Raw genomic sequence first — 21,447 nt, forward strand, 5'->3', positions numbered from 1 at the left:
AGGACAACGACCATGATCAATCCCTCTCTCCTGCTCCGCCGCGCCATCCAGATCGACGCTGTCGTCAGCGGCGCCATGGCGCTGCTGCTGACCTTTGCCACGGGCCTGCTGGCGCCCCTACTGCATCTGCCTGAAGCACTGCTGCTGGAATCCGGTCTGTTTCTGATCGCCTATGCGGCGCTGGTCGGCTGGCTCGGCACCCGCGCGACCATGCCGAAGCTGCTGGTGCTGGTGATCATCATCGGCAATGCGCTGTGGACGCTGGGCAGCATCGGCCTGCTGTTCTCGGGCGCGGTGACGCCGAACCTGCTCGGCCAGATCTTCGTGGCCGCGCAGGCGATCGCAGTCGGTGTGTTTGCGGAGCTGCAATATATCGGACTGCGCCGGAGCGCAGCGGCACAGGCGGCTTAAGCCGCCTTGCTCTTGACCTTGCCGGCCTTTGCCTTGCTAGCCTTGGCCGACCTGGAGTTAGCCGACTTGGCCTTAACAGACTTGGCCTTGGTCGTTGCGGAGGTCTTCTTCGCGGCGGCCTTGGTCGTTTTGGCTTTGCCCGAAGCCGCTTTGCCCGAAGACTTGGCCTTCTTGGCCTTATCTTTGGCCCTCTTGGCCTTCGCCTTTTCTTCCTTCTTCAGCGCCTTGCGCTCGGCCTTCTCCTTGGCCTTGAGCTTCTCGGCACGTGCCTCGGCGCGCTTCTTCTTGCGCTTCTTCTCGCAGGAATCGCATTTGCAGCCGATCGGCTTCAGGTATTCCTTGAAATACTCCGTGCCGTAATCGTAGTTGATCTCTTCGCCCGGCTCGATCTTCTTGATCGAGCGGATGATGATCTTCTTCTTCGCCGCATTGACGTCGGACTCGGCGTTCGGCTTGCAGGCGTGGTTGATATAGCGCGCGATGTTCTTGCGGATCGAACCATCGACGGTCCAGCGCTTGCTGATCTGGAACAGATACTTGTTCTCGATCGCGTCGTGCTTCTCGTTCTTCGAATCCAGCAGGGGCCCGAAGTATTGGACGATCTTGACGCCCTTCTTGATCGGCTGGGTGGCGAAAAGACCGAGACCGGTTTTGGAACGGCCGATGCGATATGGCTTGGCGGAAGTCGAGGCGGGCATGGGATGAGGAACTGACGCTGCTGGAGACAAAATGAAGGCTGACCAAGCTGTCTAGCGCGATTCAACCAGCCCTGTCAGCCGCTTCCGTTGAACCTTCCCCAGCTTGTGAGCGTCAAAGCAGCACCTTTCCCGTGCTGGATGCCCTTGAATGCCCCGCCTGCCCGCCCTCGCCGCCGCCCTAACGATCCTGCTTGGCGCCACGTCGCTCGCCGCAGCCGACAATATCGGCAGCCTCTACAGCTCCGTGGCCGACAGGGATTGCCGCGGCGTCTCCAACTTCAAGATCGATGGCGACGACTATGCGCGAGAACAGGTCTGCAAGGGCCCCGCAGGCCTCGTCGTGTCCAAGAACGAAGATGATCTCCGCGAAACCATTTCGGCCGGCACCACGGCTGCGGCCGCCAACAGCGAGCCCGCAGCGTCGCAGGGCTTCGGCCCGTTCAATTCGACGACCAATACCATCGAATGGCGCACCATCGCCGGCAAACCATTCGCCATGATCCAGCGCTGGCACATCGCCGATAACGATGATCCCGAGAAAAATGGCAGGCCAAAATCCAAACAGATGCTGGTGGTCACGCGGTTGCCGCCGGGCGCCGTGTGCCATGTCGCCTATATCGACGTGACGGCCAATCCGGAGGCCAACGAGCTGGCCCGCAAAGCCGCTGACGAACTCGCCCGCGGCTTCGATTGCAAGACGGACAAGGTCAGCGTGATCGGCATCGGCGGCCGGGCTACGGCACTGGCGATGGCATCGCGCAATATCCCGGGCCCGGCCAAGTAGGTTCAGATCGATCGCGCGGTCAAAGTTTCGGTATTTTCGCCGCGTCGATCACCGCCGTCCATCGCGCGATTTCCGACGTGACCAATTCGCGCATTTCCGGCGGCGTGCTTCCCCGCACCTCGCCACCGATCGCCGCTTCCAGCCGCGCCCTGATCCCCGGGTCGGCCAGAGACTTCAGAACGGCCGCGTTGAGTTGGGCGATGATCCCTGGCGGAGTGCCCTTCGGCGCCAACAGCCCGGCCCACGTCCTGACATCGAACCCCTTCAGACCTGCCTCGCCGGCCGATGGAACATTCGGCAGCAAAGCACTCCGGGTCGATGATGTGACGGCGAGGCCACGCACCGCACCACTCTCGATCTGCGGCGCAACAAGCACGCTGGTGCCAACGATCATCGGCACATCGCCCGCGAGTAGCGCGGTGATCGCCTGGGAGTCGCCGCGGTAGGGCACGTGCAACACGTCGATGCCGGCTGCTGCTTTCAACAATTCGCCAGCAAGGTGATGCGTGCTGCCGAAGCCGACCGATCCGAAACTCAGGGATCCCGGCTTGGCCTTTGCGAGTGCGATGAGCTCTCCCAACGTCTTTGCTTCATAGTCGCTGCGGGTCGCGACGACGAGCGCATAATAGACGATCGTGGAGATCATCTCGAAACTATCGACGGGTTGATAGGACAGCGATTTGTAAAGTCCTGCAGAAATCGCATGGCCTCCGGTTACAAGGCCGAGTGTGTATCCGTCAGGCGCAGCCTTGGCGACAGCGTCCGATGCGAGGTTGCCGCCTGCGCCAGGCTTCGCTTCGACGATGACGGTCTCATTAAGCTGTTTCGCCAGCCCGTCGGCAACGACGCGAGAGAGCGTGTCCGCCGCCCCACCCGATGCGAAACCGTGAACGATACGAATGACACGATTTGGGTAGGCTTGCGCTGAGGCGCCAGGCACGTCGATCGACGAGACTATAAATATAGTCACCGCGAGGCATGCGAGAACTCTGCCTCGAATAGATTTCGACAGCTGGCTCATTATTTCCTCCCCTTTTATTTCTTCAGCACTGATCGCCGAGGTGCCGCTCTGTCGCTTCATGGCGGCGACTTTGTCGGCAGCGATGTCATGTCGCCTTGCGTTTGAACTCCGCGAGCTCCGGCGATGGAGCAGGCCCCCATATATCTCGGGGGAGACCTACCCAGACCTTGGGGCGCTGCGGACGATCCCGGTGCCATGGACGCGGCTCGAAATAGCCGAGATCTTCATCGATCATCTGATCGAGATCGAAGAACAGTTCGATGAGATGGCCATCGGGGTCGCGGTGATAGATCGCGACATTGTGGCCCGGGCCATGACGCACCGGTCCCCACAGGATCTGCATCTTCTTGCGCCCGAGCAGGTCGCAGGCGCGATGCATGTGCGAGGCATCACGGAGCTCGAACGCCGCGTGATGCAATCGCCGACCCGGGCCGCGCGCGAAATTGACGGAGTGATGATCAAAACCACACCGCATGAAGACGAAGGCGTCCTCGATCCAGTCCGACACCCTGAAATTCAGCACGTCACCATAAAATTTCGACGCCTTCAGTGGGTCTTGAGTGTAGAGCGCGATATGGCCGAGGCGGTCGGCTGCAATGCCGCCGACAGGCTGCTCCGCGACAGCGAATGTCGGCCCCGCAAGCAGTTCGATCTCCATGTCCTCAAAGTCGCGGAACAGCACCGAACGGGACACACCCGGAAGCGGATCGGACTGGATCTCGGCTACAATTCCAGCACGCGACAGTGTTGCCACCAGGTCGGCGAAATCCAGATCAGGCGCCACTTCGAAGGTCAATCGCCGACAGGCCGCCTGATCGCCACGCTGCAGGACGACGGCGAGTTCGTCCGAGTCGGTAGCCAGCGATGCGCGACTGGCGTCACGCGTCACCACACCGAGACCGACCACCGTTTGATAGTAGTCGATCTGCCTGTCGATATCAGGCGTAACGAACGTCACATGCCTGATGCGTTTTACCTTGATCATGTGGTCCTCCGTATCTCGTTCTAGACCAATAGCCGTTCGCCTACGGGGTCATGATGATCTTGCCGAGTGCGCCTCCGGACTCCAGCAGCGTGTGCGCCTGCCGGACCTCGGATAATTTCAGCCGCGCGGAGATTGCGGGCTTGATCTCCCCGCGCCCAAGCAGCGAGATCAACTTCCCCATGATGGCGCGGCGCGCATCGCGGTCATGGTCGTAGATGTGAAAGGAGAAACAGCGGACAGCCGGACAGACGTCGAGATACTTCCGCATCTCTCCCATCAGGTTTTCTTCGGGAAGGCCGGCGAAGGCGTTGTAGGAGACCAGCGTCCCCCATTTGCCGAGCACGCCGAGATAGGAGACGAATTCGGGACCGCAAACATGGTCGAGCACGAGGCCGACGCCCCTCCCCCCGGTCAATTCGCGCGTCCGCGCGACGACGTCCTCGTCACGATAGAAAATAACGTGATCCGCACCGTTGGATTTAGCGAATTGGGCTTTTTCCGTCGTGCTCACCGTACCGATCACAGTCATGTTGGCGAGCTTCGCCAGTTGCACGATCGACGTGCCGACACCGCCAGCAGCACCAATCACAAGCACACTGCCTGCCGGATTACGCCCACCGCATTCATGCAGCAGCGCCCAGGCGACTTGATAGTTCGCAAGGCACACGGCGTCCTGCAAATCGACGGCATCAGGCAACAGATGGATGGCATCGGCCGGCGCGACCACATATTCGGCGTAACAGCCGCCGCGCTGTGACAGATCGCGGGCGCTCAGCAAAACCTTCTGCCCAACCGAGATACCGACAACACCGTGACCCACCGCGGAGATGCGCCCGGCGACATCATTCCCCGGATTGGCCGGTAGTGGCGGCATCCACTTGTAAACGCCGCGCCGGATCAAGGCGTCCGGCTGGCCGACGCCAAAAGCCTCCGCCTTGATCTGCACCTCTTTCGGGCCCGGAGCCGGAATGGCGACATCGACATAATCGAGCGCGTCGGGACCACCGGGACGATGAACCAGCACAGCCTTCATGAATCCACCCTGCAGAACTTATTTTCGAAAATATGTCCTATTACGAAAATTATTGCAATAGCGGTCATGCGCCGGCATTCTGCAACCAGCCGGCGCCATCAGCCGGCGGAATCCGAGGTCCATTCCATGACTGCTTCGGCCGTCAAATCGCGCAAAGAATTCGGCAAAACACTCGCAGTCGATATCACGCACCGACTGCGTCAGGATATCGTCGCTTGCCGGCTCAAGCCTGGCGAACCGCTAAAATTCGATGCCTTGAAGCTCGCCTTCGGCGCAAGCTTCACGACCCTGCGCGAGGCGCTGACGTCGCTGACGGCGGACGGCCTGGTCGTTGCCGAGGAGCAGCGCGGCTTTCGCGTGGCGCCCGTTACGAGCGACGACCTGATCGACATCACCCAGACCCGGATCCTGATCGAGATCGAACTGCTCAGCCGCTCCATCGCAAATGGCGGAGATGACTGGGAAATAGCGGTTATGTCGACCCTGCACAGGCTGGGACGCATTGAGGAAAGGCTTCCCGGTAATCACGTCGAGAATCCGGAATGGCAGATCGCCCACCGCCAGTTTCACGAGGCGCTGGTGTCGTGCGGGCGCTCCCCGACGTTGTTCGGCATTCGGGCTTTGCTGTTCGAGCGCGCCGAACGCTATCGAAACCTGTCCGCCATGTTTCGCCCGCAACCACGCGACAAGGTCGGTGAGCATCGCGCCATCATGCAGGCCGCGATCGCCCGCGACACGGCACTGGCCACATCCCTGATCGACCGGCACATCCGCAGCACCTCCGACAATGTCGTGAAATACGCGTCTCATCTGCTGACTGAATCCTGAGACGGGATCGCCGGCTAGTCGGCGAAGAAACAGACGGCAGGCCCAACATCCCACATTGAAAGTCGCCGTAGGCGCCGCCAGCCCTCTTGTCAGGCATTATTTTCGAAAATATAATAAACTTACGAAATTTCGATATCAGGGATTACATAGGAAGGCCTCATCATGAAGCTCTTGTCTTTCAGTCATCAGCAGCGCGAGAGCTGGGGAGCCGTCGTCAACGACGCGATCGTCGATCTCGGCAAGGCGCTCCCGCACTATCCGACGCTCGCCGATTTCATCGCCAGCCCCGACTTCGCCAAGCGCGACCAGATCGTTGACGGACACAAGCCGGACCTGAAGCTCTCGGACATCAGCTACCTGCCAGTGATCCCCCGCCCCGAAAAGATCGTTTGCGCGGTGCGCAACTATCTCGACCACCACAAGGAAGCGGTGGCTCATGGCATGGACCGTCAGATCACCGAATTCCCGCCGATCTTTCTGCGGGTCTGGCGCTCACAGGTTGGCCACAACCAGCCGGTGATCCGACCGAAGGTCTCCACGCATCTGGACTGGGAAGGTGAACTCGCCGTCGTGATCGGAAAGGGCGGCCGACACATTCCCGAGAGCGAAGCCATGGATCACATCGCGGGCTATTCGATTTATAACGATGTCAGCGTCCGTGATTATCAGCGACACGCGCAGCAGATCGCGGCCGGCAAGAATTTCGTTGGCACCGGCCCATTCGGGCCCTGGCTGGTGACCACCGACGAATTGCCGGATCCCACCAAGCTCAAGCTCGAAACCCGCGTGAATGGCAACATCGTCCAATCCTCGGACACATCCTTTTTGATCTTCTCGATTCCCCGGCTGATCAACTACGCGTCTGAAATCTTCGACCTCGTCCCGGGTGACGTCATTGCAACGGGAACGCCTGCCGGCGTCGGCTTTACGCGCAAGCCTCCAATCTTTCTGAAGGCCGGCGACGTCGTGGAAGTCGAAATCGAGAAGCTCGGCATCCTCAGCAATCCCATCATCGACGAGTAGTCAGCGGACGGCTTCCTCACAACGCTCGCACAATAGGGACTGGGTCAGCCATGACATCCTATGACATTCGCAAGACCCAGATTTCCGTCGAGACGATCTGGCACGAACGCGGGCCGCGCCTGGCACAACCACTTCGCATCGGCACGGCACTGGCGATCATCCGCAATCCTTTTGCTGGTCGCTACGAGCCCGACCTAATGGCCTTCCAGGCCGAACTACGCGAACTTGGGCGCAAACTTGCGGCCGAACTCGTTCAGGCGCTCGGCGGCAAGGAACGCATCGAAGCTTACGGCAAGGGCATGATCGTGGGCGACGACGGCGAGCTTGAGCACGCGGCCGTATGGCACGAGGCTGGCGGCTGGGCGATGCGCGAGATTCTCGGCCAGCCCAAAGCCATCGTGCCAGCTGCGAAGACCGTTGGCGGAATCGGCACACGGCTGATGGTCCCGCTGGGCCATATCGAAGCGGCCTATGTCCGCAGTCATTTCAGCACCGCTGAAATGACTGTCTGGGATGGCCCGCGTCGCGACGAGATCGCCTTCGGCCTGGTGATGGCCACCGGCGGAAGACCGCATGCACGTATTGGCGGGCTGGCCGCGTCCGATATCTCGGTGCATGATGGACAGCGATAGCTACCGCAAACAGCGCCTGCACACGACGCAGGCGCTTCGCAAAGAGTTTCGCTACTTCGGCGTCTCCATCGCCCTGGCGACGGTGATCTTCAACATCTCGACGAACAGCTTCTCTGCGTCGGTGCCATCAGGCAAGCGGCGCAGGATATCAGTGAGCCGGCCATCGAGGGTCAGCATGGTGAAACCATGCACCAGCGACCACGTCCGCGCGATCTGCGCAGCCTGCTCGATGGTCAGCGCATCGGTGGCGACATTGCCCGGATGATGTGCGCCGACCACGCTCGCAAGACCGGCGAAGGATGCATTGGCTGCCTCGCGCAGATTCGGCCGCGTCATGTCGAGCCGCTCGGTACGAAACATCAGCTGATACATACCGGGCTGCGCACGTGCATAAGCGAGATAGGCCTTGGCGCGGGCGAGCGCGCTTTCGAGCGGCGTCGTGCCGCTCGCACCAGCTGCAGTCATTGTGGCGTTGAAGTTGCGAAAGCCGATAGCGGCGAGTTCGCTGACGAGGCCGGTGAGATCACCGAAGTGATGTGTCGGAGCCGCATGCGAGACGCCGGCCTCACGGGCGACGGCGCGCAGCGTCAGGCCAGATAGTCCATCGCGCTCCAGCACGATCTCCGCGGCTTTCAGCAGCGCGCCGTGCAAGTCCCCGTGATGATAGGGAGATTCGGCGCCGGCGTTTTTTTTGGGCGCGCCCTTGGCTTGCGAAATTCCTGCGACCTTCTTGCGGCGGTCTTGCGGAACGGCGCGCGGTTTCGCGATCTTGGTCTGCTTCGTCATGGTCATGTTATAGGTCGTCATTTTTACACTGTAAAGATTTTGCTTGACGGGCCGACCGTTCACATCTAGCAATCTAGACAACGTAAAGATAACAGCATGGGAGACGACGATGGCGCTGCTGGACCCGATCGAGGCTGCTCATGACAATCTTGCGCCGATCCCGATGGAGTGCGACGCGCCATTCCTGACAGTCGTCGGCGAACTGCCACGTGAGCTCAATGGCACGCTCTACCGTAATGGCCCCAATCCTCAATTCGAAACCAAGGGCTCGCACTGGTTCGTCGGTGACGGCATGCTGCACGCCTTTCACATCGAGAACGGCCGCGCGCGCTATCGCAATCGCTGGATCCACACGCCGAAATTTCTCGCTGAGCACGATGCCGGCCGCGCGCTCTATCGCGGCTTCGGCCAGAAAATGCCGGATGCCCCCGCTTCGCTTGGCAATGACTCAGGCGCGGCCAATACCAACATCGTCTTTCATGCCGGCCGCCTGCTCGCGCTGGAGGAAGGCCACGCGCCAACCGAGATCGAACCGGGCACGCTGAAGACGCTCGGCTATCAGAACTATGGCGGACGCATTGGCGGGCCGTTCACCGCGCATCCGAAGATCGATCCCGTTACCGGAGAGATGAATTTCTTCGGCTATAATGCCCGGGAAATCTTCAGTCCGACGATCTCGTTCGGCGCAATCGATTCATCGGGCATCGTGACGCGTTTCGAACGTTTCGATGCGCCCTATGCCAGCATGGTGCATGACTTCATCGTCACCGAGAACCACCTGCTGTTTCCGATCCTGCCCATCACCGGCAGCATGGATCGCGCCCGGTCTGGTCGTCCGCCCTATGCATGGGAGCCGGACAAGGGTTCTTACGTCGGCGTGATGAAGCGCGGCGGCAGTGCCGATGATATCAAGTGGTTTCGCGCCGAGGCCTGCTACGTCTTCCATGTGATGAATGCGTGGGAGGAAGGCGACCGCATCATCGCCGACGTCATGCAGTCCGAGGAAGCGCCGCTGTTCACGCATCCCGACGGCTCGCCGACAGATCCTGCGAAATCCAACGCGCGACTTTGTCGCTGGACCTTCGATCTGGCCGCCAATACCGATCGTTTCACCCGCACCTATCTCGACGACGTTACCGGCGAATTCCCGCGCATCGACGAGCGCCGCTCTGGCCTCGTCAGCACGCAAGGCTGGTACGCCTGCGATAACCCGGCACCGGGTGCCAGCAAGGCCTTTTCCGGGATCACACATGTCTGGCGCGACGGCGTCAGGCTCGGCCAATATATGCTGCCGCTCGGCGACAGCATCTCCGAGCCGGTCTTCGTCGCGCGCGGCAAGGATGCAGCCGAAGGCGACGGCTGGCTGCTCGCGGTGGTGTGGCGCGCCCGGCAGAACCGCAGCGATCTGGCAGTGTTCAACGCCACCGATGTCGCCGCGGGGCCGATCGCTCTTGTCCAGCTCGGTCACCGGGTACCGGCGGGCTTTCACGGCAACTGGGTTGATTCTTTATAAACCATTGATCTAATGACAGTTAAAGATCTCGCCTCACATAATTTTGACAGTGTAAAGATTTTTGTTGACGAGCCCGCGGGCAAGGCCTAGAAGGAATCTTGACAACGTAAAGATGGAGCGACGGGAAAACAGCGTGACGTCCTTTCTCATGATCGGCGCGGCTGCCATCGCCTCCTGAAGCACAACGACAAAATACTCATTCGACAACAAGCGCGCGGAACCACGCCATGATCAACGTCCTCGCCAAGCTAATTATCGGCTTCCTTTCCACCATCGCCTTCTTCACGACCTTTGCGGTCGCAGGAGACGTGCTGATCGCGACTGCCGTCGCCATCGCAAGCGCTGCTACGCAGTTCGTTCTCGCACGAACCGCATATCGCAGGCCGGACATGATGACCCGGACAGCAAGCTGGGGCAGCCTGGCCCTCGTGCTGGTTGTGACCGGGACCACGCTCGTCGGCATCGAACCATCCGGCGCGGCCGCCACGGCTTCTCATGACGTTTTCACGCCGGTCAGCAATGTCTGCCCGCTCTCACAACAAGACATATGATCGCAGAATGATGCGCAACGACGCAACGGCTTCATAAGCCGGCCCGCAACGCACTTTTACAACATCAAGACAGCCCGAACTGGAAACGCCATGGCTTCCTTTCTCATCATCGCCCCGTTCGGTGCTTTCGCCATACTGATGATGGTGTCATCGGTCGCGATCAGCCTCTTCGCCGCAGCCGCGCTGTCGCTCGGCATCGTGGTCTGGGACGTGATCCGCGGCGGCTCGCTGAAGATGCTCGCAGCAGGCTCGGTGCTGATCTTCAGCGCGCTCGGCTGCTACATCACGCTGGTCGACGGCAATTGGAGCACGGTGGCCGTCCGCCTCGCCGTCGATGTCGGCCTGCTCTCCATCGTGCTGCTGTCGCTGGCGATCCGCCTGCCCTTCACGCTGCAATATGCCCGCGAGATGGTCGACGCCGAAACCTCGAAGCTGCCCGGCTTCATGAAGGCGAACTACATCCTCACCTGGGCCTGGGCCGGCGCATTTGTGCTGATGCTGGTGGCGGACATGCTGATCATCTACATGCCCTCGCTGCCACTGTGGATCGGCTTTGCGGTGGCCTTTGCCGCGCGCAACTCTGCCGTTGCCTTCACCAAATGGTACCCACAGTATCGCCGCGCAAAATACGGCGCTGCGAAGCCGGCAGAACCGCTGAAGCCCTGATCCACTTCGCCTGCAAATCGACGCCTGACCATCTCGACTGCATTGGGAGCACTGCGATGAAGGACGTATTCGCTAAACTTGGCCAGGATTTCTTCTCCACCATCGTCTTCCTGGTGCTCTACCTCGTCACCGGTGACGTCCTGCTGGCGACCTGCGTGGCGATCGCGGGTGCCGTCGCACAGTTCGTCTATGCCCGCATCAAGGGCTCGAGGCTTGATGTAATGACCTATGCCAGTCTCGCGCTGGTGGTCGTCCTCGGCGGCGCGACGTTGCTGACCAAGGATCCGCGCTTCGTGCTGGCCAAGCCCAGCATCGGGCATTTCGCCATCGGCGCGATCATGCTGCGCAAGGGCTGGATGCTGCGCTACCTGCCACCCATCGTCAGCGAGACGATCCCAGAATATGTGACCGCTGCGGGCTATGCCTGGGCCGCGCTGATGTTCGCGCTTGGCGCCGGTGTCATCGCTGTGGCCATGACCGGCGATATGAAGCTGTGGGCGTTCTATGTGTCCGTCGTAGCCATTGGCGCCAAGGTGCTGGCCTTCGCGATCCAGTATGTCGTGTTCCGGGTGATCGTCAGCCGCAAGCTTCGCGCAGCTGCAGCGACGGCGCCGCAAATGGGCGCCTAGTCGCCGGCGTGCAACTGCGAGCTTCGCAGACAGGCCACTCCGACATCCACGGTCAGCGGCGGCGATGCCGCGGGCGCATGAACCGTGTCGCCCTCATATTCAGCCGTGATCCAGCGCGTGCCATCCGCCAGCGCCGAGGTGGTGAACGACGCCGTGCCGGCGCGATCGAGGCCGACATGGGTCGCAAGAACCTGCTCGCCATCGCGAAAGGTGACGGCACCTTTCGGAATGCCAACACCGCCGGCAATCGCGGCCGTCAACGTGACCACCGCTCCAGACGGACAAGGATTCTCGGACGACGACAGCGCCACCGCCGGCATGACGCGTACGATCTCGACCACCACCGCCGACTGGCTCGGCTGCACCACGACAGGCAGATAATTCGACGTCCCCATATAGTCCGCGCGGAAGCGATGCGGACCCGGCGGCAGTCGCTGGACCACCAGCGACGGATGAGCCACATCGACCCAGCCAAGCACCATGAGCGTCGTCTCATCGACAAAGCGGACGATGCCGCCCGGGACGCCCCCACCACGTTCACTCGTCACCGACGCCGTGAGCGTCGTGCGGCCGGTCGCATCGATGGATGATGCCAGCGTGGTGCGGGTCTGTTCGGAGCGGATGATGGATTGGGCGCGGACTGCGGTCGGACTGGCGAGCATAACTGCAGTGACGACGACCAGATGAAAATTGTTCACCTGTTACACTCCGGTTTGCCACCCCTGGGATGAGGCGCGTGGCCGGCGAAAAGGTTCAAACACAAAAAACCGGATGCGGAGAGGCCGCATGCCGATGTGAACAATTCGTCACAGATACTGATAAAACATGATTCCGTTGACCGCGCTGGCCGCGGCCAACAACGTCACCACCGTCGCATTCAGCTTCAGAGCATCCAACATGGCGCGGCCTCAAATTCGTCTGCAGTCTGATCGCTATTGGAACAGCGCCGCCTGAGTCGTCACCGCTTTTCTTTTTCCTCCGCATCCTTGCGAGTCACCGGAGAATCGAGTCCCGCGCACAGACCGAAATTCAGCGGGGTTGCTGCAAGCCTGAGTCGCGTTTTGTCGAACCAAATCGCTGGTGCCGCGACACAAAACCATGACCCGAATCGCCATCCTGATCGCCGGCCTCATCACCTCCGGCACCGCCTTTGCGCAACCGCTGACGCCACCACCGGAGCTGCTATCGCAGGAGACACCGGAGTGGTTTGCGAGCGCCCGTGCGTTCGTGCCGCCGGACCGCATGGCCGGTCAGGCGTTTCATGTCGATATGTCCGATCCGCAGGAGCCGGTCGGATACGTCGCGATCTATCCAGCTGGTGCCAACGATCCGAAGACGCCAGCGAGCGCCTTCGATGCCGGTGAGATGCTGGTCGCAAAACTCGCGCGCAGCGACGGCAAGCTGACCACCCTGTCAGCCGAGCTGCGCTCGCGTGACGTCACGCTGAACAGCAGCATCCCGCGTGTACTGAGCGCTGCGCATGACGATGCGGAATATCGCGAACTCCACGCCGAATTGCTGAAGACGCGCGGCACGTTGCCGGATGGCGCCATTCCCTGCGATATCCATGGCTGGTCGACCGACCGCGACCCCAACGGATTGAATGTGCGCGCCGGGCCATCGACGAAGGCCAAGGTGCTCGGCACACTGCCGCCGCCCTACAAATTCAAGAGCAAAGGTGAGAACGTGCCTGACGGAGGCTGGCTGACGGAATTTTCCATCATCGGCTTCAAGGATGGCTGGTTCCTGATCGAAGGCGCAGCGCCGCCCGGCAAGGAATATGAGGACGAGAGCAGCTATCCGCGCAATCATCCAAAGCCCTATGGCGGCCGCGGCTGGGTCTCAGCCAGCAAGGTCGGCGCGCAGTATGCCAATGGCGACACGCGGATGGGCGGACTGTTCCAGGCGCCGCATGTGGACGCGCAGTGGACGCCGGCCAAAGGCGAAGGTGGCAGCGAGATCAGCGCCGACGGTGGCCCCAAGCGCGTTCTCGCCTGCAGCGGCTTCTGGGCGCTGGTGGAAAGCCACGACGGCGTCCGCGGCTGGTGGCGACGGCTGTGTTCAAGCCAGGTGACGAATTGCAGTTAGACCTGTCCCATTGGTTCTTATGTGTCATCCCGTGCATCGATCCCCCGCTGCAAGAGAACCGATAGGCGCAGCAATCTCCCTCTGCTACACAAGCTAAAGGGAGAAACAAATGACCGACATGTCGAGCGAAGAGACTGAGGGCGAGACTGAACTGTTTGGAGACTGGCTTCGAGTTCAGATGGCAGAACAGAAGATGTCCATCCAGGAATTGGCCGATAAAACCAAAATCTCGTACCCAGGCATCTGGAATATCTATAAGGGCAACACGAGGTATCCCCGAGAGTCTACCCGCAAAAAAATCTCAGAAGCTTTAAATCAAAAAGTTCCTGAGATTATTGAAAAGCAAATCGAAACCGAGGCTCAGGTATCGGGTCATGAGTGGACCGACTTCAGCCCCTACGATCTTGAAACTATTCCAGAGGCTGGAGGCGTTTACGCGTTCTATGATATTACTGGACGTCCTGTTTACGTTGGGAAATCCAGAACCAATGTACGGCGCCGCGTAAAAGATCATCAAACTCGATTTTGGTTCAAGGCGCCGCTCGTCGAACGTGGATCATTCTTGGCAATTGAAGATCCCAATCTTTGTAACACAATCGAAATGATCTTGATCAAGTTCATGGGAACGCATGCGCTCATGAACTCGAAAGGAGTCGTGCGCGACGTGGAGGATTGAGCCACGTAAGCGCCAGCAGTCAATTGCTCCCACAATGTGAGAATCAATTAACGATCTTCAACTAGACCCAGATTTGCTGTGGCACGCCCAGCGCATCGCGCGGTGCATTGCCTTCCGGCAGACAGCCCACGCAATCGCGCGCGACCAGCGCCACCGCACAGGCATCGAGCACATCATCCCGCTTTGCGCCGGTGCGCGCTCGCCTGACGGTCAGCCAGTCGTCGAGATCGCTGAAACCGTTCGCCGTCAGCAGATGACGACGCAGCGCGAGCCCCTCCTCCGCATGTTTGGACGGCAGCGGCACATCGCCGTTCAGACGGAGAAACACGAGTTCGGGATGAGCTTCGCGGATATCGAGGTCGCGATGCGCCTGCACGAAGCCATCGACCTCCATGATCTTCGGCCCGAGATGCCAGAGCTGGCGCGAGACTTTCTTCTGCCCGCGCCTCTCGGCCTCCGCGTTGGCGAGGTCGGGATCGGTGAAGTCCTGCCACAGCCAGCGACGTCCGCCGGAAAATACGCGCGAACCGTGGGGGCTGAGCTTCTTGCGGGCGAGCTGATCGCAGGCACGCACGCCACCGTCGCCGAGACCGATGGGAATATCGATGGCCGCACGGGCAAAGCGCTGCGTCGCAAGCCAGGAGATATCGCTGATGAAATCGATGGAGCGGCGGTCGCCGTCGAGTGTGACGGCGACCCAGCCTTTGCTGAAGCCATCGAGGCCAATGAAGGTCACGACATCCTCTCAGCCGTCATTGCGAGGAGCATCTTGCGACGAAGCAATCCAGTCTTCGCTTGTAGCTTTCTGGATTGCTTCGCTGCGCTCACAATGACGCCAAGAGGTCGCAGCATCAACCGAGGTTCAATTCCTTGAAGAAGTCGTTGCCCTTGTCATCGATAATGATGAAGGCCGGGAAATCCACGACGTCGATGCGCCAGATCGCTTCCATGCCGAGTTCGGGATATTCCACGACCTCGACCTTCTTGATGCAGTGTTCGGCGAGGTTGGCCGCAGAACCACCGATCGAGCCGAGATAGAAGCCGCCATGCTTCTTGCAGGCCTCGCGCACCGCAACCGCGCGGTTGCCCTTGGCCACCATCACCATCGAACCGCCCGCCGCCTGGAACTGATCGACGAAAGAATCCATACGGCCGGCCGTGGTCGGGCCGAAGGCGCCGGAGGCATAGCCTTCGGGCGTCTTGGCGGGGCCGGCGTAATAGACCGGGTGGTTCTTGAAGTAATCCGGCAGCGGCTCGCCCTTCTCCAGGCGATCGCGCAGCTTGGCATGCGCCGAGTCGCGCGCGACGATCATGGTGCCGGTGAGCGACAGGCGCGTCTTGGTCGGGTAATTCGACAGCGTCGCCAGAATGTCCTTCATCGGCTGGTTGAGATCGATCTTCACCACCTCGCCGCCGAGCGCCTGCTCCACCTGCGGCAGATACTGTGCGGGGTTATGCTCGAGCTCTTCGAGATAGACGCCGTCCTTGGTGATCTTGCCGAGCACCTGACGATCCGCGGAGCACGACACGCCGAGCCCGATGGGCAGCGACGCGCCGTGGCGCGGCAGGCGGATGACGCGGACATCGTGGCAGAAATACTTGCCGCCGAACTGCGCGCCGACGCCGGACGACTGCGTCATCTTGAGGATTTCCTGCTCCATCTCCAGATCGCGGAACGCATTGCCGTCCGGCGAACCTTGCGTGGGCAGCGCATCGAGGTAACGCGCGGAAGCGAGCTTCACCGTCTTCATGCAGAGCTCAGCCGAGGTGCCGCCGATGACGATAGCGAGGTGGTAGGGCGGGCACGCAGCGGTGCCCAACGTCATGATCTTCTCTTTGAGGAAGGCGAGCAGACGATCCTTGGTCAGCACCGACGGTGTCGCCTGGAACAGGAAGCTCTTGTTGGCGGAGCCGCCGCCCTTGGCCATGAACATGAACTTGTAGGCGTCGTCGCCCTCGGCATAGATCTCGCACTGTGCCGGCATGTTGTTGGCGGTGTTTTTCTCTTCATACATGGTCAGCGGCGCGACCTGCGAATAGCGCAGGTTGCGGCGCAGATAGGCATCGCGGGCGCCTTCGCTGAGTGCAGCCTCATCGTCGCCATCGGTGATGACGTTGCAGCCCTTCTTGCCCATGATGATTGCGGTGCCGGTGTCCTGGCACATCGGCAGCACGCCGCCGGCAGCGATATTGGCGTTCTTGAGGAAGTCGAAGGCCACGAACTTGTCGTTCGGCGAGGCCTCGCTGTCATCCAGGATGTTGCGGAGCTGTTGCAGATGGCCGGGGCGCAGGTAGTGGTTGATGTCGCCGAACGCAGCCTCCGAGAGCGCCTTCAGCGCATCCCGCGATACCACCAGCATGTCCCTGCCCAGCACTTTCTCGACCCGCACGCCCTCGGTGGTGACCTTCTTGTAGGGGGTGGTGTCCGCGCCCAGCGGAAACAGCGGGGTGTGCTTGTAGGGCGGCACGGGCTTCGGATCAGGGAAAGCGGTGGGAGCGTTCATGGCGGGGCCTCAAAAAGGGAGGGGATTTGAGGCCCTTGTAGGCGGTTTCCCGACTGTTTTGAAGGGTTCAAAACAGGGGGACAGGCCCGCAATCGCGGGGATAATCCCCCTGTTCCAGCAATAACCGGCTGCGCCCGCCGCGCCTTGCATAAAGTGGCGTCCCGCGTTTCAGTGCGGCCGGGGATTGAGGAGAATCTGGAATGTCCATCGACCGCCTGCGCGGCATTTTTTCGGCTGTGGCGCTGCTCGCCACCGTAACCCTTGTCGCCTCGCCTGCCCGCGCCGACCGCTGCGATGATCTCGCGCGGCAGCTCAAGAGCCAGATCGACGGGCTCAGCGTCGGGCGCACCGCAGCCAATGTGATCTACCTGTCGCATCCGGCGGCGAAGCAGTTGCGGCTTGGCTGCGCCAGTCGCAATTTCAGCAACGAGCTCTATGCGGCCTCCGCGACCCGCAAGCCGGCGCCGGCGTTCACGGACCTCGTCGCCAGTGCGGCAGCCGTCATCTTCACGATCCCCAAACCGGATACGGTGAAGGGCACCACGCGATGTCTCGGCCGCATGGGGATTTTCCGCGGCGATGACGTGAAGCTGCGCTATCGCCGGCTCGACCTGCGCTGCACCCGCAACAAAACATCGACGAACATCACGATCTCCCGCGGCAAGGACGAATGAGTATTTCGTTTCAATTGTAGTGAAGTCCTGGACGGCACGTTTACCACCGTTTCCGATCCACACCGATTGCTGCAAATTGCGGCGCCTGATTTACCAACTCCTTGTTGGCGCATACGCCATGGTTCGACTGCAAGTGTTGGAAACAGGGAATTTGAAATGAGCGTTTCAAGCGTCAGCAGCGCACCACCGGTCGCTGAGGTAAAGCCGATCGAGGCAAAGCCGCCGGAGCCGAAGAAGAACGACGACAACGACAGCCGCACCGCGCCGCCCCCACCGCGTGCAGCACTGCCGCCCGGCCAGGGCACCCGGATCGATCAGCTCGCTTAACTCGGCACCGTCGGACAGAGACCAGCCGCCGGTCGCGTTGACGCGAGGCCTGCCCCATCACTGCCGCGAATCTGGTATCGGATGCGGGCCGAAGGAGGCCCGACATGATCGCTCGCCTCGTGATACGTACGCTGGTCTGGTTCGGCGTGATCGGCGCCGTTTTGTTCACCGCCGCCGGGACCTGGCAATGGCCGGCGGCGTGGTCATTTCTGCTCTTCATGATCCTGCTCGGCCTTGGCGGCGGCCTGTGGCTGATCCAGATCGATCCCGCGCTGTTTGAAGAACGCATGCGCCCCGTCGTACAGCAGGGGCAGCCCACAGCGGACCGCGTCTTCATGGTGGCGTTCTTTACCGTAGCACTGGTCTGGCTGATCGTTGCGGGGCTGGATCAGCGCTTCGGTCTTTCGCAAATGACCGTTGGCGTCCAGGTCGCGGGTACGGCACTCGCAATCACGGGAATGGCAATCTCATTCTGGGTCCTGCGCGAAAACAGTTTCGCCGCACCGGTCATCAAGCTTCAACGCGACCGCGGCCAGCACGTCATCGATACCGGTCCGTATCATCTCGTGCGTCATCCCATGTATAGCGGCGCCATCCTGTTTTTCCTCGGCACATCCCTCTGGCTTGGCTCGTGGTGGAGTGCCGCGCTGACGCTGATCATGGCCGTGCTGTTCGCATGGCGCACGACAGCCGAAGAGCGCACCTTGCGGGACGGCCTCCCCGGCTACACCGACTATACGACGCGCGTCCGCTATCGTCTGTGTCCGGGGCTGTGGTAACCCCGCCACGCGAGCTGCGCGGCGCTATTTATCCAGTGCCTTGTAGTGCCGGAAGATGCCGTCCTTGTTGAAGGCAATGCGGCGGTCGCTGTCGAGATAGGCCTTGATGTTCGGGCGAACCGCCACGCGGTTATGCAAATCGATCAGGCCCGGAATCTCCCGCTCGAATTTTTTCATGCGTTTCGGAAATGCGTAGCGCAGTCCTTCAACGATCTGAAACAGCGACAGATCGACATAGGTCGCCTTGCGGCCGGTGACATAGGCGCCATCGCTGGCTTTTAATATCTGCTCGAAATAGCCGAGATATTTCGGCACGCGCTCTTTCAGGAATTCGGCGCTGCGCTTTTTGGCGGGACCTTTCTGATCCTCGTAATAAAGCGATACACCGATCGGGTGATGGGTGTCGTGTACCTCGGCCACGAAATCGGTGATCGTGAGCTGCAACTCATGCAGTTGCAGGCGCGCCGCTTCCGACTTCGGCGCCAGACCGTGACGTGGGCCGAGGTAGAACAGGATGTTGGCAGTCTGGCCGATCACCGTGGCACCGGCCTTGAGAAATGGCGGCGCAAATGGCGGAATGCCTTTCTTGCTGTCGAGCATCCTGGTCATTGCGGCCATGCCGCCCTTGCCGCGCGCCATATCGCGGTAGTCCGCGCCGGCATCTTCGAGCGCCAGGCGCACGAATTCGCCGCGGCCCTGGATCGTCGGCCAGTAATACAGCTCATATCGCATAAGAAACCTCGCCGAATGTCGCATCAGGGGTTCCAGGGTAACTGCTCACCGCGGAATTCGTTCGCCGCGCTGGTCCGGCCAGAACTCCGCGCCGTCGTCCAGCTATCGCCGCAAAACGCGCCATGGCCGGGACAGGCCCGGCCATGGCGGAGTGTATTGCTACTTGTTTGCCGCAACAGACCTCAATTCGACGCGAAGCAATATAGCAACCCGTCGCCGCCGGTGCTCTTCAGGTCGTTCTGCGAGCAGCCGCCATCGGGGCCGCGCGACGGATGCGAGGTGTTCCATGACTTGGACGGCGGTTCTTCGTTCAGCCCCGTACGATCGATATGACCGACCATGGCGGCCCCCTGGGTGCTGCTCGTCCAGTTCTTGCAGGTGCGATCCTCGCCGGCGGCGAAGGCGGTGCCATCGGCTTGTGAGCCGGTCAGCACGTCATGGCGATTCGGCGTATCGCCGCGGCCATTGATGACTTCGCCCTTCTCGCTGAGCGAGGTCTGCTTGGAGAGGTTGTTGCTGGCGCCGTGCAGATCGGCAACATCCTTGGCGACGACGACGCCCTTGGCATTCTTCCATGGGCCGTTGCCGATCCGGTCCTTGGCATTGATCGCGGGCTTGCCGTCGGCGGCCTGCGTCGAGAGATAAGCGCGCCATGTCTTCGCGCCCGCGCCCGCAGCCTGTGCCAGCGTCTGGCAATGATTGTCAGCACCGGCGAGGCCACCGAGATTGCCGCCATTGCCGATGCCGTTGCTGGTGACGAAGAAGCTGGTATCCGCGCCCTGCGCGAATGATGGCGACGTTGCTGCGAGCGAGACGGCGACAGCACCGGCGCATAGGCCGAGACGGGTCATGGTCGAGAGAATAATGGGCATCGATTCCTCCAATTTGTTTTTGTAGCCACGCAACGCCAGTCGCGATGGGACGCAACTGACCAACACGTCATCCGGCGGATTATTCCCGCTCTCTTATTGAGATCATCGCTTGGCAATGCACACGCATGAGGCCAACAAAAAGCGCCGCGGAATGATCCGCGGCGCTTGTCCGATTTCAATGACGCAAGGCTTACGCCTGCTGGATCGCCGACAGTTCCCAATCGGCGCCGCGCGGGCGCACGAAGGTCCAGATCTCGGTCGCTTCGATCGGCGTTTCACTACCAGCCACCAAGCGATTGGTGCCACGCTCCAGCGTCTTGTCGACCAGCGAGAAGCGCATTGCGACGCTCGCATAGTCGGTGTCGCCTTCGCGCCAGGCTTCGGCCAGGTCGCCCTGCAGCAGCTTCACATCCGACACCTTGTTGATGTCGTTGCGGGCCTTGTTCTCGGCGAGGTCCTTGGCGAAGTACGACACCATTTCCGGCGTCGACAGCTTGCCGAGCTTCTCCACATCTTCGTTCGACCAAGCAGCCTGCACGTCGCTGAGCAGCTTCTCGAAAGCTTCATAATCCTGCGGTGCGATCTCGATCGGCTTGTCATTGTTCGAGCCGCCGAAACCGAAGCCACCGAGACCACTGCGCTGGGTCGGCTGTGCGCCATAACCCTGCTGCGCCTGGTTCATGTGTGCCTGGTTCTGGTCGGGACCATTGGCCGGCCCGGTATAGGCCGAGTTGGCCGGACCGGCATAGGCCGACGCCGTCTGGTTGCGACGCTGCCACCAGGACATTGCGAGGCGGACGACGATGATGATCAGGCCGACCTGCAGCAGCAGGCCGATGATCGACGAGATACCGCCGAGGCCGCTGAACAGACCGCCGCCGAACAGCATGCCGAGCAGGCCTGCGCCGAGGAAGCCGGCAGCGAGGCCACCGAGCATGCCCATGCCCGGACGGTTGAAGAAACCGCCCTTGCTGGCTGCGCCCGTGGTCGCGCTGTTCATGCCGGGCGACCCCGGCTGTTGCATGGTGCGGTTGAACGGCTGAGCTGCGTTAGGCGCCGTCGACGTGCTCGGCGGGGCCGAGAACGTGCGGTTGCCGCGCGAGCCCGAGCTGCTGCCACCGCCAACGCGGGCGTCGGCAGAGGAGATTGCAATTGTGAGCGGCATCGCCAGCGAAAGGACGACGGCCATCGTCTTGACGACGCCGCGCATGCTGAACGTGAAAGTCATGGTCATT

Annotated in this window: 26 protein-coding genes; 15 read left to right on the top strand and 11 right to left on the bottom strand. The window is 61.2% G+C overall.

The window, feature by feature from the left end; all coding sequences use genetic code 11:
• The first annotated feature begins 12 nt into the window (after positions 1–12).
• Entirely contained in the window at positions 13–411 is a 399-nt protein-coding gene (locus CHC01_RS15500) for a hypothetical protein (protein ID WP_089265150.1), read from the top strand.
• Here CHC01_RS15500 and CHC01_RS15505 read toward each other — a convergent pair.
• Complete coding sequence (locus CHC01_RS15505; RefSeq protein WP_089265151.1) at positions 408–1,109, bottom strand: SET domain-containing protein; 702 nt, start codon at positions 1,107–1,109, stop codon at positions 408–410. The two genes, CHC01_RS15500 and CHC01_RS15505, sit on opposite strands and share 4 nt — an antisense overlap.
• Before the next feature lie 148 nt (positions 1,110–1,257).
• On the opposite strand from CHC01_RS15505, the gene CHC01_RS15510 reads away from it, so the two are divergent.
• Entirely contained in the window at positions 1,258–1,893 is a 636-nt protein-coding gene (locus tag CHC01_RS15510) for a hypothetical protein (protein WP_089265152.1), read from the top strand.
• Positions 1,894–1,912: 19 nt separating this feature from the next.
• On the opposite strand, the gene CHC01_RS15515 is transcribed toward CHC01_RS15510, so the two are convergent.
• The 3 genes from CHC01_RS15515 to CHC01_RS15525 all read right to left on the bottom strand — a co-directional run bounded on the left by CHC01_RS15515 (position 1,913) and on the right by CHC01_RS15525 (position 4,932).
• Positions 1,913–2,863, bottom strand: coding sequence for a tripartite tricarboxylate transporter substrate binding protein (locus CHC01_RS15515; protein ID WP_244558375.1), 951 nt, complete (start codon positions 2,861–2,863; stop codon positions 1,913–1,915).
• Between the two features lie 136 nt (positions 2,864–2,999).
• Positions 3,000–3,899, bottom strand: coding sequence for a VOC family protein (locus CHC01_RS15520; protein WP_089265154.1), 900 nt, complete (start codon positions 3,897–3,899; stop codon positions 3,000–3,002).
• 40 nt (positions 3,900–3,939) lie between these two features.
• Entirely contained in the window at positions 3,940–4,932 is a 993-nt protein-coding gene (locus CHC01_RS15525; RefSeq protein WP_089265155.1) for a zinc-dependent alcohol dehydrogenase family protein, read from the bottom strand.
• Here CHC01_RS15525 and CHC01_RS15530 point away from each other — a divergent pair.
• The 3 genes from CHC01_RS15530 to CHC01_RS15540 all read left to right on the top strand — a co-directional run bounded on the left by CHC01_RS15530 (position 4,912) and on the right by CHC01_RS15540 (position 7,415).
• On the top strand, positions 4,912–5,760 hold the full coding sequence (locus CHC01_RS15530) for a GntR family transcriptional regulator (protein WP_502695659.1): 849 nt from the start codon (positions 4,912–4,914) through the stop codon (positions 5,758–5,760). The genes CHC01_RS15525 and CHC01_RS15530 overlap by 21 nt on opposite strands.
• Before the next feature lie 162 nt (positions 5,761–5,922).
• Positions 5,923–6,783 carry a fumarylacetoacetate hydrolase family protein gene (locus CHC01_RS15535; RefSeq protein ID WP_089265156.1) on the top strand — a complete coding sequence of 287 codons (861 nt, stop codon included), beginning with the start codon at positions 5,923–5,925 and terminating at the stop codon, positions 6,781–6,783.
• A gap of 50 nt (positions 6,784–6,833) precedes the next feature.
• Entirely contained in the window at positions 6,834–7,415 is a 582-nt protein-coding gene (locus CHC01_RS15540) for an amino acid synthesis family protein (RefSeq protein WP_089265157.1), read from the top strand.
• Positions 7,416–7,466: 51 nt separating this feature from the next.
• On the opposite strand, the gene CHC01_RS15545 is transcribed toward CHC01_RS15540, so the two are convergent.
• Complete coding sequence (locus CHC01_RS15545) at positions 7,467–8,201, bottom strand: TetR/AcrR family transcriptional regulator (protein ID WP_089265689.1); 735 nt, start codon at positions 8,199–8,201, stop codon at positions 7,467–7,469.
• A 109-nt stretch (positions 8,202–8,310) separates the two neighbouring features.
• Between CHC01_RS15545 and CHC01_RS15550 the strand changes: the two genes are divergently transcribed.
• The 4 genes from CHC01_RS15550 to CHC01_RS15565 all read left to right on the top strand — a co-directional run bounded on the left by CHC01_RS15550 (position 8,311) and on the right by CHC01_RS15565 (position 11,560).
• The gene (locus CHC01_RS15550; RefSeq protein WP_089265158.1) at positions 8,311–9,714 is read left to right on the top strand and encodes a carotenoid oxygenase family protein; all 1,404 of its coding nucleotides are present in this window, start codon (positions 8,311–8,313) and stop codon (positions 9,712–9,714) included.
• A 227-nt stretch (positions 9,715–9,941) separates the two neighbouring features.
• Positions 9,942–10,265, top strand: a complete 324-nt coding sequence (locus CHC01_RS15555; protein ID WP_089265159.1) for a hypothetical protein — start codon at positions 9,942–9,944, stop codon at positions 10,263–10,265.
• A gap of 90 nt (positions 10,266–10,355) precedes the next feature.
• Complete coding sequence (locus tag CHC01_RS15560) at positions 10,356–10,931, top strand: hypothetical protein (protein WP_089265160.1); 576 nt, start codon at positions 10,356–10,358, stop codon at positions 10,929–10,931.
• 56 nt (positions 10,932–10,987) lie between these two features.
• Positions 10,988–11,560, top strand: a complete 573-nt coding sequence (locus CHC01_RS15565) for an inner membrane-spanning protein YciB (protein WP_089265161.1) — start codon at positions 10,988–10,990, stop codon at positions 11,558–11,560.
• Here CHC01_RS15565 and CHC01_RS15570 read toward each other — a convergent pair.
• Complete coding sequence (locus tag CHC01_RS15570; protein WP_244558376.1) at positions 11,557–12,258, bottom strand: Ig-like domain-containing protein; 702 nt, start codon at positions 12,256–12,258, stop codon at positions 11,557–11,559. The two genes, CHC01_RS15565 and CHC01_RS15570, sit on opposite strands and share 4 nt — an antisense overlap.
• Before the next feature lie 127 nt (positions 12,259–12,385).
• Between CHC01_RS15570 and CHC01_RS33325 the strand changes: the two genes are divergently transcribed.
• The 3 genes from CHC01_RS33325 to CHC01_RS15580 all read left to right on the top strand — a co-directional run bounded on the left by CHC01_RS33325 (position 12,386) and on the right by CHC01_RS15580 (position 14,324).
• Positions 12,386–12,514, top strand: coding sequence for a hypothetical protein (locus CHC01_RS33325; RefSeq protein ID WP_283805454.1), 129 nt, complete (start codon positions 12,386–12,388; stop codon positions 12,512–12,514).
• A gap of 144 nt (positions 12,515–12,658) precedes the next feature.
• On the top strand, positions 12,659–13,648 hold the full coding sequence (locus tag CHC01_RS15575) for an SH3 domain-containing protein (RefSeq protein ID WP_141137109.1): 990 nt from the start codon (positions 12,659–12,661) through the stop codon (positions 13,646–13,648).
• A 109-nt stretch (positions 13,649–13,757) separates the two neighbouring features.
• Complete coding sequence (locus tag CHC01_RS15580) at positions 13,758–14,324, top strand: helix-turn-helix domain-containing protein (protein ID WP_089265163.1); 567 nt, start codon at positions 13,758–13,760, stop codon at positions 14,322–14,324.
• 61 nt (positions 14,325–14,385) lie between these two features.
• Here CHC01_RS15580 and CHC01_RS15585 read toward each other — a convergent pair whose 3' ends face one another.
• Together CHC01_RS15585 and CHC01_RS15590 are read right to left on the bottom strand one after the other, a co-directional pair.
• Positions 14,386–15,060 carry a DUF429 domain-containing protein gene (locus CHC01_RS15585; RefSeq protein ID WP_089265164.1) on the bottom strand — a complete coding sequence of 225 codons (675 nt, stop codon included), beginning with the start codon at positions 15,058–15,060 and terminating at the stop codon, positions 14,386–14,388.
• A gap of 115 nt (positions 15,061–15,175) precedes the next feature.
• Entirely contained in the window at positions 15,176–16,828 is a 1,653-nt protein-coding gene (locus tag CHC01_RS15590; RefSeq protein ID WP_089265165.1) for a fumarate hydratase, read from the bottom strand.
• A 200-nt stretch (positions 16,829–17,028) separates the two neighbouring features.
• On the opposite strand from CHC01_RS15590, the gene CHC01_RS15595 reads away from it, so the two are divergent.
• From CHC01_RS15595 to CHC01_RS15600, 3 genes are all read left to right on the top strand, one after another.
• Positions 17,029–17,502, top strand: a complete 474-nt coding sequence (locus tag CHC01_RS15595) for a hypothetical protein (RefSeq protein WP_089265166.1) — start codon at positions 17,029–17,031, stop codon at positions 17,500–17,502.
• A 156-nt stretch (positions 17,503–17,658) separates the two neighbouring features.
• On the top strand, positions 17,659–17,829 hold the full coding sequence (locus CHC01_RS32590; protein WP_170849544.1) for a hypothetical protein: 171 nt from the start codon (positions 17,659–17,661) through the stop codon (positions 17,827–17,829).
• A gap of 104 nt (positions 17,830–17,933) precedes the next feature.
• Entirely contained in the window at positions 17,934–18,608 is a 675-nt protein-coding gene (locus CHC01_RS15600) for a methyltransferase family protein (protein WP_089265167.1), read from the top strand.
• A 24-nt stretch (positions 18,609–18,632) separates the two neighbouring features.
• On the opposite strand, the gene CHC01_RS15605 is transcribed toward CHC01_RS15600, so the two are convergent.
• From CHC01_RS15605 to CHC01_RS15615, 3 genes are all read right to left on the bottom strand, one after another.
• Positions 18,633–19,340, bottom strand: coding sequence for a glutathione S-transferase (locus CHC01_RS15605; protein ID WP_089265168.1), 708 nt, complete (start codon positions 19,338–19,340; stop codon positions 18,633–18,635).
• A gap of 182 nt (positions 19,341–19,522) precedes the next feature.
• On the bottom strand, positions 19,523–20,191 hold the full coding sequence (locus tag CHC01_RS15610) for a lectin (protein WP_089265691.1): 669 nt from the start codon (positions 20,189–20,191) through the stop codon (positions 19,523–19,525).
• A 211-nt stretch (positions 20,192–20,402) separates the two neighbouring features.
• Positions 20,403–21,440 carry a Tim44 domain-containing protein gene (locus CHC01_RS15615; protein ID WP_089265692.1) on the bottom strand — a complete coding sequence of 346 codons (1,038 nt, stop codon included), beginning with the start codon at positions 21,438–21,440 and terminating at the stop codon, positions 20,403–20,405.
• Positions 21,441–21,447: the final 7 nt, after the last annotated feature.

The sequence above is a fragment of the Tardiphaga sp. OK246 genome (genome assembly GCF_900188215.1).
In the GTDB taxonomy this organism is placed as follows: Bacteria; Pseudomonadota; Alphaproteobacteria; order Rhizobiales; family Xanthobacteraceae; genus Tardiphaga; species Tardiphaga robiniae.